The 15,186-nt window shown below is 63.1% G+C and carries 9 protein-coding genes and 1 pseudogene; 6 read left to right on the top strand and 4 right to left on the bottom strand.

What is annotated here, in order from left to right:
- The first annotated feature begins 8 nt into the window (after positions 1–8).
- Entirely contained in the window at positions 9–2,672 is a 2,664-nt protein-coding gene (gene alaS, locus PZL22_RS10235; RefSeq protein ID WP_003533003.1) for an alanine--tRNA ligase, read from the top strand.
- A gap of 45 nt (positions 2,673–2,717) precedes the next feature.
- On the opposite strand, the gene PZL22_RS10230 is transcribed toward alaS, so the two are convergent.
- The 3 genes from PZL22_RS10230 to PZL22_RS10220 all read right to left on the bottom strand — a co-directional run bounded on the left by PZL22_RS10230 (position 2,718) and on the right by PZL22_RS10220 (position 6,971).
- Entirely contained in the window at positions 2,718–4,373 is a 1,656-nt protein-coding gene (locus PZL22_RS10230) for a SulP family inorganic anion transporter (RefSeq protein WP_003533004.1), read from the bottom strand.
- 418 nt (positions 4,374–4,791) lie between these two features.
- Positions 4,792–6,315 (bottom strand): DUF1254 domain-containing protein, encoded by a 1,524-nt coding sequence (locus PZL22_RS10225; RefSeq protein WP_003533005.1) that lies wholly within the window; start codon positions 6,313–6,315, stop codon positions 4,792–4,794.
- 89 nt (positions 6,316–6,404) lie between these two features.
- Complete coding sequence (locus PZL22_RS10220) at positions 6,405–6,971, bottom strand: SMI1/KNR4 family protein (protein ID WP_003533006.1); 567 nt, start codon at positions 6,969–6,971, stop codon at positions 6,405–6,407.
- A 153-nt stretch (positions 6,972–7,124) separates the two neighbouring features.
- Between PZL22_RS10220 and PZL22_RS10215 the strand changes: the two genes are divergently transcribed.
- A complete protein-coding gene (locus PZL22_RS10215; protein ID WP_003533007.1) occupies positions 7,125–8,141 on the top strand; it encodes a helix-turn-helix domain-containing protein in 1,017 nt (338 codons plus the stop codon).
- Positions 8,142–8,248: 107 nt separating this feature from the next.
- Here PZL22_RS10215 and PZL22_RS10210 read toward each other — a convergent pair whose 3' ends face one another.
- A complete protein-coding gene (locus PZL22_RS10210; RefSeq protein ID WP_003533009.1) occupies positions 8,249–9,463 on the bottom strand; it encodes an NADP-dependent isocitrate dehydrogenase in 1,215 nt (404 codons plus the stop codon).
- Between the two features lie 306 nt (positions 9,464–9,769).
- Between PZL22_RS10210 and PZL22_RS10205 the strand changes: the two are divergent.
- The 4 genes and pseudogenes from PZL22_RS10205 to PZL22_RS10190 all read left to right on the top strand — a co-directional run bounded on the left by PZL22_RS10205 (position 9,770) and on the right by PZL22_RS10190 (position 15,141).
- Positions 9,770–11,788, top strand: a pseudogene (locus PZL22_RS10205) (FUSC family protein).
- Positions 11,789–11,838: 50 nt separating this feature from the next.
- The gene (locus tag PZL22_RS10200; protein ID WP_003533011.1) at positions 11,839–12,669 is read left to right on the top strand and encodes an RNA methyltransferase; all 831 of its coding nucleotides are present in this window, start codon (positions 11,839–11,841) and stop codon (positions 12,667–12,669) included.
- Positions 12,656–13,489, top strand: coding sequence for a glutamate racemase (gene murI, locus PZL22_RS10195; protein WP_003533013.1), 834 nt, complete (start codon positions 12,656–12,658; stop codon positions 13,487–13,489). The genes PZL22_RS10200 and murI overlap by 14 nt, the downstream gene beginning before the upstream one ends.
- A gap of 137 nt (positions 13,490–13,626) precedes the next feature.
- Entirely contained in the window at positions 13,627–15,141 is a 1,515-nt protein-coding gene (locus tag PZL22_RS10190) for an ATP-binding protein (RefSeq protein ID WP_003533015.1), read from the top strand.
- Positions 15,142–15,186: the final 45 nt, after the last annotated feature.

Raw genomic sequence — 15,186 nt, 5'->3', positions numbered from 1 at the left:
GACGCAAGATGAGCGGCGTGAATGAAATCCGGTCGATGTTCCTCGACTATTTCCGCAAGAACGGTCACGAGATCGTGTCGTCCAGCCCGCTCGTGCCGCGCAACGACCCGACATTGATGTTCACCAATGCGGGCATGGTGCAGTTCAAGAATGTGTTCACCGGCCTCGAGCAGCGACCCTATTCGACCGCGGCGACGGCGCAGAAATGCGTGCGCGCCGGCGGCAAGCATAACGACCTCGACAATGTCGGCTACACCGCCCGGCACCACACCTTCTTCGAGATGCTCGGCAATTTCTCCTTCGGCGACTATTTCAAGGAGCGCGCGATCGAGCTTGCCTGGAACCTGATCACGAAGGAATACGGGCTCGATGCCAAGCGTCTGCTCGTCACGGTGTACCATACCGACGACGAAGCCTTCGGCCTCTGGAAGAAGATCGCCGGCCTGAGCGACGACCGCATCATCCGCATTGCGACGAGCGACAACTTCTGGGCCATGGGAGATACCGGTCCATGCGGTCCGTGCTCGGAAATATTCTACGATCACGGCGACCATATCTGGGGCGGACCTCCCGGCTCGGCCGAGGAAGACGGCGATCGCTTCATCGAGATCTGGAACCTCGTCTTCATGCAGTACGAGCAGATCACCAAGGAAGAGCGCGTCGACCTGCCGCGGCCCTCGATCGACACGGGCATGGGGCTGGAGCGCGTCGCCGCCGTGCTCCAGGGCCAGCACGACAATTATGACATCGACCTTTTCCGCGCCTTGATCGCTGCTTCCGAAGAGGCGACCGGCGTCAAGGCCGAAGGGGACCGGCGCGCGAGCCATCGCGTGATCGCCGACCATCTGCGTTCCTCGGCCTTCCTGATCGCCGACGGGGTTCTGCCGTCGAACGAGGGCCGCGGTTACGTTCTGCGCCGAATCATGCGCCGCGCCATGCGACACGCACAGCTGCTCGGCGCGCGCGATCCGCTGATGTGGAAGCTCCTGCCGGCGCTCGTGGGCCAGATGGGCCGGGCCTATCCGGAACTCGTCCGCGCCGAAGCGCTGATCTCGGAAACGCTGAAGCTGGAGGAAACGCGCTTCCGCAAGACCCTGGAGCGCGGCCTCAACCTTCTGGCGGAGGCTTCGGCCGATCTTTCCGAAGGTGACCAGTTCAACGGCGAGACGGCCTTCAAGCTCTACGACACCTATGGTTTCCCGCTCGACCTCACCCAGGACGCGCTGCGCGCCAAGGGCATTGGGGTCGATACGGACTCATTTACGGCCGCCATGCAACGGCAGAAGGCCGAGGCCCGGGCCAATTGGGCCGGTTCCGGCGAAGCCGCGACCGAGACCATCTGGTTCGAGCTCAGGGATAAGCACGGCGCGACCGACTTCCTCGGCTACGACACCGAGTCGGCCGAAGGGGTCATCCTGGCAATCGTCAAGGACGGTGCCGTCGTCGAGTCCGCTGCCAAGGGCGAGAACGTCCAGCTGGTTTTGAACCAGACGCCTTTCTACGGCGAATCCGGCGGGCAGGTGGGCGACACCGGCGTTATCACCACCGAGACCGGCAAGCTTACGGTGACCGACACGCAGAAGCGTGGCGAAGGGCTCTTCGTCCACTATTGCACAGTGGAGGAAGGCAGCGTGAAGACCGGCGAGGCGGCCGCCTTGACGGTCGACCATGCGCGCCGTGCGCGCCTGCGCGCCAACCATTCCGCGACGCACCTGCTGCACGAGGCGCTGCGCGAGGTCCTCGGCACCCATGTTGCCCAGAAGGGCTCGCTCGTCGCGCCTGAGCGCTTGCGCTTCGACGTCTCGCATCCGAAGCCGATGACGGCCGAGGAGCTGAAGATCGTCGAGGAGATGGCAAACGAGATCATCGTCCAGAATACGCCGGTCGTGACACGGCTGATGAGCGTCGACGATGCGATCGCCGAGGGCGCCATGGCGCTCTTCGGCGAGAAGTACGGCGACGAGGTGCGGGTCGTGTCCATGGGGCAGGGCCTTCGCGGCTCCAAGGCCGGCAAGCCCTATTCGGTCGAGCTCTGCGGCGGCACGCATGTGTCCGCCACGGGCGATATCGGCCTCGTCCGCGTTGTCTCGGAGAGCGCGGTCGGAGCGGGTGTCCGCCGGGTGGAAGCGCTGACCGGTGAGGCGGCGCGCGCCTATCTCGGCGAACAGGACGAACGGGTGAAGACACTCGCCGCCGCACTGAAGGTCCAGCCTGCGGATGTCTTAGGTCGGGTCGAGGCTCTCCTGGACGAGCGGCGCAAACTGGAGCGGGAGCTTACAGAGGCGAAGAAGAAGCTCGCGCTTGCGGGCGATGGCCAGAACGGTTCCGGCGATGCCGCCCGCGACATCGGCGGCGTCCGTTTCCTCGGCAGGGTGGTATCCGGGGTCGAGCCGAAGGATCTGAAGAGCCTTGCGGACGACGGCAAGAAGTCGCTCGGTTCGGGCGTCGTCGCCTTCGTCGGCGTCAGCGGCGACGGCAAGGCAAGCGCCGTCGTGGCCGTCACCGACGACCTCACCTCGAAGGTCAGCGCCGTCGATCTGGTGCGCGTCGCTTCGGCGGCACTTGGCGGCAAGGGCGGTGGCGGACGCCCGGACATGGCCCAGGCGGGCGGCCCGGACGGCGGACGTGCAGCAGAAGCGATCGAGGCTGTTGCGGGCGCGCTCGCCGGTTAAGCCGGGGGCGCGCTGAACTTCCGGAGGGCGCTGCGGCGCCCTTTTTCATGGCACCCGTTCGGTCCGGATGGTATCCAGCGCTGCTGCGACCGAGGCGCGCATCATCACGCGCGGCGGCCGGACGTGGTGCTGATAAAGCGCGCGGCGCACCTGCGATCTCGCACCGGTGATGATGAAGCGCACGCCGGTTCGTTCCGCTTTGCGCAGCGTACCCTCGATGACATTGGCAGCGGTGGAATCCATGAAGGGCACGTCGGAACAATCGAGAATGAAATTGCGACGCTGATCGGCGATGCGATCGAGAACGGTCCCCACGGTTGCGGCCGAACCGAAGAAGAAAATCCCGGAAAGGCGATAGATCACCGTGTCCGGATCGTCGGCGATTACAGGACGTTCGTCGCCATTCTCCTGCCTGTGAGCGGAGAGCGGCCGGGCCTCCTGCACGGAGATGCTCCTTGCCATGCGATCGATGAAGAGCACGGCGCCCAACGCAAAGCCGACGACGATACCCTCCGTAAGCTCGCGAAAGACGACGATGAGGAAGGTGGCGAGCAGCACGACCGCATCCCCGTAGGAGGACCGCAGAAGCGCCATGAAGGCCGCTTTCTCGATCATGTTCCAGGCGACGATTGCAAGCACGCCGGCGAGCGAGGCGAGCGGTATATAGCTCGCAAGCGGAGCGGCGAGCAGCATGAACAGCAGAAGAAAGGCGGAATGAAGAATGCCGGAAACGGGGCTCGTCGCGCCAGCACGCACATTCGTGGCGGTGCGGGCAATCGTCCCGGTTACGCAGATGCCCCCGAAGAGCGCCGAGCAGATATTCGCGGCTCCCTGCGCGACCAGTTCCACGCTGGAGCGGTGCCGGCGCCCGGTCATGCCGTCGGCAACGACGGCGGAGAGAAGCGATTCGATGGCGCCGAGGAGCGCGAAGGAAACGGCATCCGGAAAGACGGCAGCGGCCTTTTCGAGCGAGAGCGGCGGCAGGGCGGGTAGCGGCAGTCCGCGCGGAATGCCGCCGAAGCGGCTGCCGATCGTTTCCGTCGGCAATTGCAGCAAGGCGACGAAGGCGGACGCCGCGGCAACCGCGATCAGCATGCCCGGCCAATGTGGCCGCACGCGCCGCAGCGCGAGGATGATGCCGACGGTAAGGGCTGCAGTCAGCACCGCCGCCCAGCTGACGGTTCCGGCGGCTTGGGCGAGCGCCGCGACCTTGTCGACGATGGGGCCGGGTTCCGCACCCGCGAGCGTCAGGCCGAAGAGGTCGCGCAGCTGGCTCGCGAAGATGATCACTGCGATGCCCGCAGTGAAGCCGACCGTAACCGGATAGGGGATGAACTTGATGTATTGCCCTAGCCTGAGATAGCCGGCGGCGATCAGCATGAACCCGGACATGAAAGTTGCGAGCAGCAGACCGTCGACGCCGTGGCGCGCAACCGTGGCGGCGACGAGCACGATGAAGGCACCGGCCGGGCCGCCGATCTGGACACGGCTGCCGCCGAGGAGCGAAACGAGAAAACCGCCGACGATCGCGGTGTACAGCCCGCGGTCGGGCGTGACGCCCGAGGCGATCGCGATCGCCATGGAGAGCGGCAGTGCGACGATCGCGACGGTCAGACCGGCGAGCGCGTCTGCTTTCAAGCGGGCGGCACCATATCCTTCCACAAGAATGCTGACTGTTTTCGGTACGAGGGAGTCGGGCATAGGCGGGCTTTCCGGATGCCGCCACGTTGGCGACATCGGACGTGGCGGGCGCCCTCAGCCTATCTGAGTCGCAGTTCCCTACAAGGGGATCGAACGCAAGCGAGGTGCTGATCACACCATCAGGGCAGGGTAGATCCGGAATCGAATGCCGCAGCAGAACGTTGCGGCAACGACGGGCATATGTGGACGACGCCGGATGTCAGATCGCCTTTCGGCGAGGCCGCGGGGGCCTTTCGGGCTCGGCCTGAGTGGTCCTCGAGCCAGAGGCGCCGACCACTCAGGTCTCCATCGAACTATTTGACCTTCTCGATATCAGGCAGCGACCAGGAGAGCGGCGGTCAGGGTCGTGCGGGCAAAACTTCTCATTGTGGCCTCCATCGAGCGTCGGGATTCACGGGTGCGCTTGTCGGGGGCGATGCTATTCAACCTTTTCCACGTCGCCGGGCTTCCAGGTGCCATCGATCGCCGCTTCGGCCGGAGCATAGAGGCGAAGGATCGCGAAGAAGCCTCGCCCCGGCACCGTTGCCAGCCAGTTGCCCTCCTTGCCCGCCGGTGCTTTCGGACCAATGTAGATGTCGGTACTGCCATCTTCGTTCTGCGCCGGCTTGTTGAGTTTGCCGAGCGAGGGGAAAGGCTGGCCGTTATCGAGGCCGGATGCGTTCTCCGCCTCGTAAAGCGTCACGGACCAGAAGAGTTCTGCCGGAATGTCCTTCGGCAGATTGACCTTGTAGCTGTGCTCGCCATCGAGCGGATCGCCGTCAGCGTCCTCGAAAGCGATCATGTAGAACGCACCCTTGCCGGGTGTCATCGACACCATGCCGGGGCTGATCGAGTAGTAGTCGGTAAAGAACCAGGCGCGGGCGTCCAGTTCCCTATAGTTTCCGTTGCTTACAAGGAAGCTCAGGTCGATTCCTGCATTGGGCCAGCGCCCGCTCAGATTGTTGATGGGATTGAGCCAGCGCCGATCCTCGTAAACCCGGAAGTCCGCGCCGGCGATACCTTTTTCAAAGCCGGTCACCCGGCTCATCTTGTAGCCGGTCTTGGCGGCGGCATCGAGGATCGCGCGCGTTTTCTCGTCCGGCGAGAATGGCTGGTTGGCGGCAATGCCGATGCTTTTCAGCATGCCGAGCCAGTCGGGATCCGCCAGAACAGCCCCCTCTACATCCAGGAGACTCTTGATCTGTTCGAAGGCGCTCACATCGGCGCGGGGAAGCATATTGAGTGAACGGCCCGATGCGTCCGGAAACTCCATCGGTTTCGCCGTTTGCTCTTGCCCGAGCGGATAGATTTTCGATTTTTTAATCACCTCGACTGCCGGCTCGATATTGTCGAGCGACTGGTAGAACGAGCGAAGAAAAATGAAGACGCTGTTCGTCCCCGAGCGGTAGACATAATAGCCTTCGGGCACATCGCCCTTGTATCCTGGCGGAAGCAGCAGGAACTTGCCGCCTTTACCGCCATCGGCCCCCGGCAGGCCGACGTCGCCTGCAAATTTGCCGCTGTCTTCCGGGATAGGTCGCTGCCAGAAATCGAGCAGAATTCCCTGCAGTTTCTCCGGCGATTCAAAAACCAGCGGCCCGGTTTTCGACAGGTCCGCAAAGGCCATGCCGTAGATGAGGTCCGAGTTCGGCGTGGTGACGTGGGTCTTGGCGTCCAGACGTTTGGTCCAGATCGGCATGACGTTGTAGCCGGTGCCGAAAGCCTCCTCCGCGCCGACTTTCATGCCGAGTGTGTTGATGAGCGGCAATGCCCAAAGATAGGTTTGCGTGGCTCGCTGGAACAACAACTCGTCTTTCAGCGTCTGAGCCGTTTCCGCAGTGGGACGATTTTTTTCGAACGGCAGATTGGCGATGCTGTCGAAACGCGACTGATCTGCGAAGGCGGCGCTCAACGGCGCAAGCGACAGGCCGATGGCAGTGGTCAAAGCAAATAGGTGTTTCATCTCGATGGCTCCTTACTTGGCCTTCACGATGCCTCCTCCGGGCTGGAACCCCGGATACGGGAAACATCGACGTCGCTGCTGCACTCGTTTCAATCACTTAACCCGTCGTACCCGTCGTCCAACGCCCATCGCCCGGTGCTGACCCCATTCGCAATCCGCGAAAGGAGCTCGGCGATGCTTTGAGCAACCACAGGGCGATCGGCTTCGTCATAGAGAAACCAGATGATCTGGCCGTATCCGTTGGTAAGTTCGGGACGAAGATCGATACAGTAGTGATCGCCGCGCGGGCTGCCGAAGAGCGGAAGCCAGTTTGGAGACCAAACTATCGTTCCTAGAAATTGGCGACCGTCGCCGCGGGAAGGATAAACTTCGCCCCCATATCGCAGGCAGAGGTCTTCCCAGGCAATGAGGACAAGATCGAGCGGCAACCACCGTTGATTGAGGTATAGGGCGGGGCTACCTGCGGGCTGTCCATCGTGGGCGGCGTACAAGCGTCGGATATTCGGAGGTAACCTTCTCCCGAATTTGGCCTCGACCCGCTGGATGGTCCCGCAATCCGCCCCGGGTCTCACGAAGGGCAAACGATCGGGGTGATTGCGGGCAACCCAGGTGTCGATGCGCTTCAGGGCAAGCACGGGTTCAAGCTGGTTCGGCATGGGGTCTCCATGGAGGCGCTAAACTCTAGGTCTTGCCCATCCATTGAATTTCGCGTCGAAGGATATGCGCGCTCCCACTATCCTCAAGACCACGCCCGTGCCAAAAATTGGCTGAGCGTGCCAATCTTGAAGAAACTGTAGGACGAATTTCCTATGAGTGGTTCGGCTATTGAGAGCACCCATTTCTCCTGCCGGGATTTCAATGTCTGGCGGGAGAGCATCAATGTCGTCTTCGACGTCGAGCGGCGTTCGCAAGACGGCAACAGGCCGTTCACGGCGAGCGTCGAGGCTTTCCAGTTGGGCGACATGGTCGTAACTGATGCGGTTCTCGGTGCGCAACGCTACGTGAGATCGTCCGCACGCGTGCGGCGGGACGGCATGGATCACTTTGTCCTCAATCTTTATAGGACGGGTGGCTGGAGAGCTGAAACGGCAAGAGGCGAGTTTGAAGGAAGAGCGGGTCAGGTGTCCGTGCTCGACCTTTCCTGTGAACTGATCAGCGATGAACCGGACTGTCACCTCGTTGCAATGTTCCTGCCGAGGTCGCTGATAGAAGACCGGCTTCCCAATTTGGGAGGCCTCCACGGTTCGGCTCCAACTGGCCCCTACGCCATGCTCCTGGCCGAATATCTGGACATGCTGGCACAGCGATTGCCGTTCTTGCACTCTGGAGACGAGACGGCTCTGGCAGGAGCCGCATGCCAAATGCTTGCGGCCTGCCTGGCTCCGTCACTTGCCAATGTCGAAGCGGCGCGCCCCGGTCTTGAACTGGTGCTGCTACGTCGCGCGAAGCGCTATATCGAAGGTCATCTAAATTCCAGCGCGCTGAACATCGATGCGATCTGCAATATCGTCGGCGTGTCCCGCAGAACGCTTTTCAGATTGTTCGAACAGGAAGGAAGCGTGCTTCACTACATCCAGGGCCGTCGGCTGGAGCGAATCAGAGCCGTTCTGTCGGACCCCAACGAAACGCGTCGCATTTCCGACATTGCTGCGGAGTTTGGATTTTTGCGTGGCGATCACTTTGCAAGGGCATTCAAGCACCAGTATGGGGAGACCGCGCGGGAGATAAGAGAGCACCAGAATTTGGACGATCGTCGCGACACCTCGCCGGTGCAGCAGAGCCGACGTCAAGGGTTTGACGACTGGATACGGCGGCTTCCGTCGTAGCGCGCAAGGTGAGAACGACGGTTACGATGGAACGCCGCCGACTCCCACGACAAAAAGAAACCCGGCGCCAGGCCGGGTTTCCAAAATCTGGCGATAGATCACGCTGATTACGCCGCCATTGCCTTCCTGAGGTTCTCGTCGATCTTGTCGAGGAAACCGGTCGTCGACAGCCAGGGCTGGTCGGGACCGATGAGAAGTGCCAGATCCTTGGTCATGAAGCCGGACTCGACCGTATCCACGCAGACGCGCTCCAGGGTCTCGGAGAACTTCGCGAGTTCGGCGTTGCCGTCGAGCTTGGCGCGATGGGCGAGGCCGCGGGTCCAGGCGAAGATCGATGCGATCGAGTTGGTCGAGGTTTCCTCGCCCTTCTGATGCTGGCGGTAGTGGCGCGTCACCGTGCCGTGGGCGGCTTCCGCCTCGACCGTCTTGCCGTCCGGCGTCATCAGCACCGAGGTCATCAGGCCGAGCGAGCCGAAGCCCTGCGCGACGATGTCGGACTGCACGTCGCCGTCGTAGTTCTTGCAGGCCCAGACATAGCCGCCGGACCACTTCAGCGCCGAGGCAACCATGTCGTCGATCAGGCGGTGTTCGTACCAGAGCTTCTCGGCCTTGAACTGGGCGGCGAATTCCTCGTCGAACACCTTCTGGAAGATGTCTTTGAAGCGGCCGTCATAGGCCTTCAGGATCGTGTTCTTGGTCGAGAGATAGACCGGAACCTTGCGCTGCAGGCCGTAGTTGAACGAGGCGCGCGCGAATTCGGTGATCGATTCGTCCAGGTTGTACATGGCGAGTGCCACGCCGGCGCCCGGCGCGTCGTAAACGTCATGCTCGATCGTCTGGCCGTCTTCGCCGACGAATTTGATCGAGAGCTTGCCCTTGCCCGGGAACTTGAAATCGGTCGCGCGGTACTGGTCGCCGAAGGCGTGGCGGCCGACGATGATCGGCTTGGTCCAGCCGGGGACCAGGCGCGGCACGTTCTTGCAGATGATCGGCTCGCGGAAGATGACGCCGCCGAGGATGTTGCGGATCGTGCCGTTCGGCGACTTCCACATCTTCTTCAGCTTGAACTCCTCGACGCGACCCTCGTCCGGCGTGATCGTGGCGCATTTTACGCCGACGCCGTGCTTCTTGATTGCGTTTGCGGCGTCGATCGTCACCTGGTCGTCAGTTGCATCACGGTTTTCGACGCCCAGGTCGTAATATTCGAGATCGAGGTCGAGATAAGGGTGGATCAGCTTGTCCTTGATGAACTGCCAGATGATGCGGGTCATCTCGTCGCCGTCGAGTTCGACGACCGGATTGGCGACGTTGATCTTTGCCATTGATATGCCTCGTAGCTTGCGGAACACCGCGCGCGGCATTCCGACGGTGGGAGAAATCCAGAGCCCTATAGCACTGTGAGCCGGCAAGGCAAAGCATGCTTGGCCGAAACTTTGGGCCAAGGCGGCGGGCTCGGAATCGGCTCCTCGCGCCCGGTCTTCAGACCGGGAACCGATCACCTCACAGCTTTGAAAAGACGGCGGGAAAGGCTATTCAGAGATCGAGCGGCGGCATGCTTCAACTGTTTTGTGCGCGTCGTCATCCCGGAAACGCTGCACGCTGCGGGCGTGCGGAGAGGCGGAGGCGCCATGACGTTCAGGCTTCGCTTGCGGGACTGGCTGCTGGCCAATGATCCGGCCTTTTCCCGGCTGCGGCAGGCGTCCCGCATAACGGCGACCGTGGTGATCTCGGTCGCTCTGCTGATCGCCTTCCATTTCATCGCCACCCCGCTGCCGCCGGCTGCCTACGGACTTGCGATAACGCTTTCGATCGAAGGCGGTCTGGCGGTTCGCGACCGGACGGCATCGGAACAACTGGTCACGCGTATTCTGGCGGTCGTCACGAGCGTCGCGATGGTCACGCTCGCCTCGGCGCTGGAGGGTTACCGGCACGTTTCCGATCTCGTTTTTCTCGTAGTCATCTTCGTGGCCGTCTATGGCCGCGCCTTCGGCCAGCGCTGGTTCGCCATCGGCATGTTCGCCTTCATGTCCTATTTCACCGGAGCCTATCTGCGCCCCTCGCTGGACCAGTTGCCGGCGCTCGTTCTCGGCGCCGGGATTTCAGCGGCTATCGCGCATCTGGTGCGGACCGTCCTTCTCCCGGACGACCGCTACCGCGATCTCCTGCGGGCGATCGCGAGCGTCCAGCAGAGGGTGGATGAAATCCTTCATGAGATCGCGGCGGCTGCGCGCAGGCCCATTCTCAGGGCTGCCGATCGCCGCAGGCTGCACGCGCTGGAGGAGAGGTTGAAGGAAGCCGTGTTGATGGCGGAGAGCTTCATTGCGACGGACACCCGCCGCCCGGCGCCGGAACCCGGGGATGTGTCTGCAGACCTCGCCATCGGGCTCTTCGACATTCATCTTGCGGCCGAGAGTGTGATCGTGCTCAGCCTTCAGGCAATGCCGCCTGCGGCTGTTGTCGACGCGGTGCTGGCGCATGATGCGGGCGAGATCGAACGGGGAATGCAGTCGCTGGGCGAGGCGAACGTCAAACAGCTCGAGGCTGCCAGGGCTCTGCTTTGGCTTCATACGGTTCGAGATCGCCTCAACCGCGCAGTCTGGCCGACCTCGAGGCGGCGGACCTCGATGAACCGCATCCGGCGCCATCTCCAGAGCCACCGGCGGCAACGGCTCGCTTTTCCCTCGCCGACCCGGCTTTACGAAGCGCGATCCAGATTACCCTCGCCTCGGGCATCGCAATGGTATTTCGGCCTGATGCTTTCACGCGAGCGCTGGTTCTGGGCGGTTCTCGCTGCCTTCCTCGTCTTCACCAACACGCGCTCCCGCGGCGACACTGCAGTGAAGGCCCTGCAACGGTCGGCCGGCACACTGGCGGGCATCGTCGTCGGACTTGCGGCGGCAAGCGCGATCGGCGGGACCGTCTATATTGTCCTGCCCCTGGGGGCGGCCTGCATCTTTCTGGCCTTCTATTTCCTCCCGGTCTCCTACGCGACCATGACTTTCTTCGTCTCGGTCGTCCTCTCTCTCGCCTACAGCCTCCTCGGCGTTTTGACGCCGCAGCTTCTGGAACTGCGTCTCGAGGAGACGCTCGTCGGCTCCGTCGCCGGCGCGGCGGTGGCTTTCGTCGTGTTTCCGACGAAGACCCGCACGACGCTCGATGCGGCGATCAGAAACTGGTGCGACAAGCTCTCCGAGTTGCTGGAGGAGGCAAGGAGGGGGACCTCCGGCCTTGATCTCGTCAGCCGGTCGCAGGCGCTCGACCGCGCTTACAGGGATCTGGCCGCTGCCGCCAAACCGCTCGGCGTTTCCTGGCAGCTCGTCACCCGCCCGGGGCACGTGCGCCAGACGCTGGCGGTGTTCATGGGCTGCACCTATTGGGCGCGCATAGTCGCGCGTAAGATGTCGCAAGACCCGGAAAGCCCGAACGACTTCGCGACGCAGATCGAGGAAAATCTGAAGCTCGCAAGCAAGGTGCGCGAAACCGGAGCGGACTATTTCTATCGGTCCCGCAGCGTCGCTGCGCCGGTCGAGCGTCATCTGCCGGTATCGCGCGACGATGCCGGCCTTGGACTGGAGATGGTTGCCGTTTCGCTCGAGCGTCTTCATTCGCCGCGCGTTCGGCCCGCCGGGGAGGAGCGCGGGCTTTAAATCCGCGTCCATATATGCGAGGGAAGCGCCGAACAGAAGGCACACAGGCGATGGCAGGCACCAACAGCGAGCGCGAACTTTTGACGGAAGGTCCGGCGATCATTCTCGCCTTTCCCCAGCTCGGCGAGAATATCGGCATGGTGGCGCGCGCCATGGCGAATTTCGGCCTGTCCGAACTGCGCCTCGTCAGCCCCCGCGACGGATGGCCGAGCGAGAAGGCACGCTCCGCCGCCAGCCGTGCCGATCACGTCATCGACGGCGCCAAGCTTTACGCAACGCTCGAAGAGGCGCTCGCCGATCTCAATTTCGTCTACGCGACCACCGCGCGCGACCGCGACGGCTTCAAACCCGTGCGCTCGCCGATCGTCGCCGCCCGGGAACTCCGCCACCGGTTCAAGGAGGGTGAGAAGGTCGGCATCATTTTCGGCCGCGAGCGTACCGGACTGACCAATGCCGAGGTCGCGCTTGCCGACGAGATCGTGACGTTCCCGGTCAATCCCGCCTTCGGTTCGCTGAACCTCGCCCAGGCAGTGCTGCTCATGTCCTATGAGTGGCTGAAGACCGGCATGACCTCCGAGGACGAGACGTCTTTCCAGGCGAGCCAGCAGCGTCCGGCGACGAAGGAGCAGTTGCATGGGCTCTGCGAGCATCTGGAAGAGGCGCTCGACGCGCGCAACTATTTCCGTTCCGCCGACAAAAAGCCGAAATTGGTCGAGAATCTGCGCGCGGTTCTGACCAGGCCATCCTTTACCGAATCGGAAATCCAGGTGCTGCGCGGCGTCATTTCATCGCTCGACCGTTTCACGCGGGAAAATCCGCGTGGCTCCGCCGCACCGCCTGGGCACAGCAGAAAAGAACAGGGCGGCGGTGACAAAGACTGAGCTGAAGCCCATCCTCGTCTTCGACAGCGGGATCGGTGGCCTGACGGTGCTGCGCGAGGCGCGCGTGCTGATGCCGGAGCGGCATTTCATCTATGTCGCAGACGATGCCGGTTTTCCCTATGGCGGCTGGGAGGAGGGCGCTCTGAAGGAGCGGGTGATCGCTCTTTTCGGTCGGCTGCTTGCCGAGCTTGATCCGGAAATCTGCATCATCGCCTGCAACACGGCCTTTACGCTCGTCGGCGCGGATCTGCGCGCCGCCTATCCGCAGATGACCTTCGTCGGCACTGTCCCGGCCATCAAGCCTGCGGCCGAGCGCACCCGTTCGGGTCTCGTTTCGGTGCTTGCGACGCCGGGTACCGTGAAGCGCGCCTACACCCGCGATCTCATCCAGTCCTTCGCCTCGCAATGTCACGTCAGGCTTGTCGGCTCGGAGAACCTCGCGCGCATGGCGGAAGCCTATATTCGCGGCGACGCATTGGCCGATGAGGCGGTCCTCGCCGAGATTGAGCCTTGCTTCGTGGAGGCGGAGGGAAAGAGAACCGATATCGTCGTGCTGGCCTGCACGCATTATCCTTTCATGGCCAATGTTTTCCGCCGGCTGGCGCCCTGGCCGGTGGACTGGCTGGATCCGGCCGAAGCGATCGCAAGGAGGGCGCGCTCCCTGGTGCCGCTGCCGAACGGGTTCGAACCATTGAACGGCGAGGACCCGGCGATCTTCACGTCAGGCAGGCCCGATTTCGCGACGCGCCGGCTGATGCAGGGCTTCGGGCTGAGAGTCATGGCGGATGCCGTATCTGCGGACCGGCGCGAACGGATCTAGATCGGCTGCTGGGCCGCCCGATTATTCCCTGTGGGTTTCGATATTCGGCGGCGCTTGGGGGCACGATCCATGCTAGGTGTTGCCCGTTTTGGCGGTCCAGGCGTGGCTGCGAATCAATCCGCGAAGATGAGGTAATGATGAAAGTCGGCATCGACATGGGAACGACGTCCGAAGGGACTTCGGCCTCGCTCGATATCGAAGAGCTTCTGGCGACGCGTCTCCTCGTGCAAGGCAATTCCGGCTCCGGCAAGTCGCATCTGCTTCGCCGTCTGCTGGAACAGTCCGCGCCTTGGGTGCAGCAGTGCATCATCGATCCGGAAGGCGATTTCGTCACGCTTGCCGACAAGTTCGGCCATGTGGTGATCGAGGGGGAACGTACCGATGCGGAGCTCATCGGCATCGCCACCCGCATCCGTCAGCACCGCGTTTCCTGCGTGCTTTCTCTCGAAGGGCTGGATGTCGAGCAGCAGATGCGCAGCGCCGGCGTGTTTCTGAACGCGATGTTCGATGCGGACCGGGAATATTGGTATCCCGTTCTGGTGGTCGTCGACGAGGCGCAGATGTTCGCGCCGTCGGTCGGCGGCGACGTTTCGGAGGAAATACGCAAGGTTTCGCTCGGCGCAATGACCAATCTCATGTGCCGCGGCCGCAAGCGCGGCCTTGCCGGCGTCATCGCCACACAGCGCCTCGCCAAGCTCGCCAAGAACGTTGCCGCCGAAGCCTCGAACTTTCTGATGGGACGCACCTTCCTCGACATCGACATGCTGCGCGCCGCCGATCTGCTCGGCATGGACCGGCGCACGGCCGAGATGTTTCGCGACCTGAAGCGCGGCTCCTTCGTGGCGCTCGGTCCCGCGCTTTCCCGTCGCCCGTTGAGGGTGACGATCGGCTCGGTCGAGACCTCGGCACGGTCGATGAGCCCGAAGCTGATGCCGCTGCCCGAAGCGCCGCAGGACGTGGCGGATCTGATCTTCACGCCCGATCCGGAGGAATTTACCCGCCCGGTCGTCCGCCGGACAGCGCCGCAGCCGCGCCCCGCCAGCGATATTCTCGCGGAGCTGTCGCGGCCAAGGCCCGAGCCCGCAGCGCCCGTGGAAGCCAAGCCGGCGCAACCGGAAATCTCGGCGGAGGAGAGGGAGACGCTGATCGGCAGCCTTTTTGCCGAAATCGTCGCAAATCCGGAAGCCGCGTTCAGGCCCGATGCGGAGCTCTACCAGGATTTTCTCGTTCGCTGCCGCATTCGCCGCGTCCCCGGACCGGCACTCTCCTTGAGCGCATTCCGCCGCAAGATGGCCGTCGCCCGGTCGGGCATCGATGCCGAGACGGCGGCAAGCGAGGATTGGGCCTCGGCGCTTGGGTTGGCCGACCGGGTGACGGAAGACCTGCAGGCGGTTTTCCTGATGCTGGCACAGGCGGCCCTGCGCGGGCTGCCGTGCCCATCGGACGCCATGATCGCCCGTGCCTACGGAACGCATTCGGCCCGTCGCGCACGGCGATTGCTCGGTTATTTCGAAGAGCAGGGGCTCGTCGTGGTGCATGCGGATTTCTCCGGCAAGCGCATCGTCGCTTTCCCCGATCTCGGCAAGGAAACGGCGCCGGGCGACGCCAATGCCCCGGACACGGGAGATTCAGCGCGCGCGGCCGCCGAATGAAATTGCATTCGGAAGTACGGCTGATTTTGCCATTGTTCCTGTCAT

The organism is Ensifer meliloti, assembly GCF_030064585.1.
GTDB lineage: Bacteria > Pseudomonadota > Alphaproteobacteria > Rhizobiales > Rhizobiaceae > Sinorhizobium > Sinorhizobium meliloti.
This window is presented reverse-complemented; position numbering and strand designations above follow the sequence as displayed.